Consider the following 1,563-nt stretch of genomic DNA (forward strand, 5'->3'; position numbering starts at 1 on the left):
CTCCCCGCCGGTCGCCAGAGCCGTTGCGACCCTCAGCCGGGTCGGGTCCGACAGCGCCTTGGCCCGCGCCGCGGCGTCGTGGAGGGCGCCCGGGGCCGGCAGGGCCGCGCGGACCCGCTCGGCGTGCGGCAGGTCCAGGCACAGCAGGTCGCAGTCGTCGACTCTCTCCACGTCAATGACTCTAACACTCATTAGTTCGTTATGGTGAGCCGTCGCCATGACCGGTGACCAAGGGCTGCTGGAGGACATCTGATGAGCACTGCGCCGGGCCGTGTGACGCCGCCCCGCCGACGTCGTCCCAGCAGGCTGTCGCGGGTCCTGACCCTGGCCGCCGGGGGATTCCTGGCGGTGGTCGCCGCGCTGGTGGTCCTCACGGTCGTCTCCGGCGGCGGCGGACGGACCCCGACCGCGCAGGCCGACGTGCCGTTGGTCCGCCAGGACAGCCACTACCTATCCGACGCCGGGCCCGGAGCGCCGGTGCTGGTGGAGTTCCTGGACCTGGAGTGCGAGGCGTGCGCCGAGGTCTACCCCACCGTGGAAGAGCTGCGGGCGGAGTACGAGGGTCGCCTGAGCGTGGTCGCCCGGTACTTCCCGCTGCCCGGGCACCCCAACTCCGAGACCGCCGCGGTCGCCGTCGAGGCCGCCGCCGGCCAGGACGCCTTCGAGGTCATGTACCAGCGGCTGTACGAGACCCAGGAGGACTGGTCTCACCAGGAGGCCTCCCAGGCGGAGGTCTTCCGCGGCTACGCCGCCGACCTCGGGCTGGACCTGGCCGCCTACGACGCGGCCGTGGCCGATCCCGCCACCTTGCAGCGGGTCGGCCAGGACCTCACCGACGGCCAGGCCCTCGGCGTCCAGGGCACCCCGACCTTCTTCCTCGACGGCCAGCGCATCGAGCCGAGCTCGCCCGACCACTTCCGCGAGCTCGTCGACCAGGCCCTCGCCGCCACCGACTGATCATGAGGTCCGCCACGCCGTCGGGGGAGGTGTCGTTGTGAGGAAGCGACAACCCGACCGCCTCACAACTAAACCGATGGTTTCCGGCACATGGTCGTGCGCGGCTTGGGTTGGCCGTCCGGAACCGGGCATCACAGCCTCGAGGGTTCTGGAGCAGTGGAGCAACGGACGCCCTTTATGGGACAGTTTTCGCCACTTGCGCGTGTCGAGCGGGGTGCCGGCGGCATTGATTCCGCGCTTGGAGGTCGCCGCCGAGGTGCTCCGCCGCGGTGGCCTCGACGTTCGCCTCGGCGGCTGCCTGGTCGATCGTGACGGCGGTGGGACGCACGGCGACGTGGTAAACGCGTCGGCGTCCGAACGTGCCGCGGAGCTGCAGCGACAGCAGATGGTCGGGGTTCTGCTGGCTCATGTCGTCATCCTGTCTGGCGGCGTGTCTCGCGGCCGGTGAGCGGTGTGGCGCGAGTGGTCAGGTCGTGGGCCTGCGTGCTGTCGTCTCGAGGTCGATGGCGTCACGTGCGAAGGACCACAGCAGGGCGGTGAGGGCGGCAGCCGCGGCGGTGGTCGCCAGGGCGGCGGGCGTGGCCGGCGCCGCGATGGCGAGCAGGA

General features: G+C 71.5%; 2 protein-coding genes and 1 pseudogene. 1 reads left to right on the forward strand and 2 read right to left on the reverse strand.

What is annotated here, in order from left to right; genetic code table 11:
- Positions 1-177: pseudogene (locus tag WDV86_RS16315) on the reverse strand (transcriptional regulator); the annotation flags it as partial.
- Positions 178-252: 75 nt separating this feature from the next.
- Here WDV86_RS16315 and WDV86_RS16000 point away from each other — a divergent pair.
- The gene (locus WDV86_RS16000) at positions 253-957 is read left to right on the forward strand and encodes a DsbA family protein (RefSeq protein ID WP_339568650.1); all 705 of its coding nucleotides are present in this window, start codon (positions 253-255) and stop codon (positions 955-957) included.
- A gap of 175 nt (positions 958-1,132) precedes the next feature.
- Here the strand turns inward: WDV86_RS16000 and WDV86_RS16005 are convergent, their stop codons facing one another.
- Complete coding sequence (locus WDV86_RS16005) at positions 1,133-1,366, reverse strand: hypothetical protein (RefSeq protein WP_339568651.1); 234 nt, start codon at positions 1,364-1,366, stop codon at positions 1,133-1,135.
- Positions 1,367-1,563: the final 197 nt, after the last annotated feature.

The organism is Pseudokineococcus sp. 1T1Z-3 (assembly GCF_037482365.1).
GTDB lineage: Bacteria > Actinomycetota > Actinomycetes > Actinomycetales > Quadrisphaeraceae > Pseudokineococcus.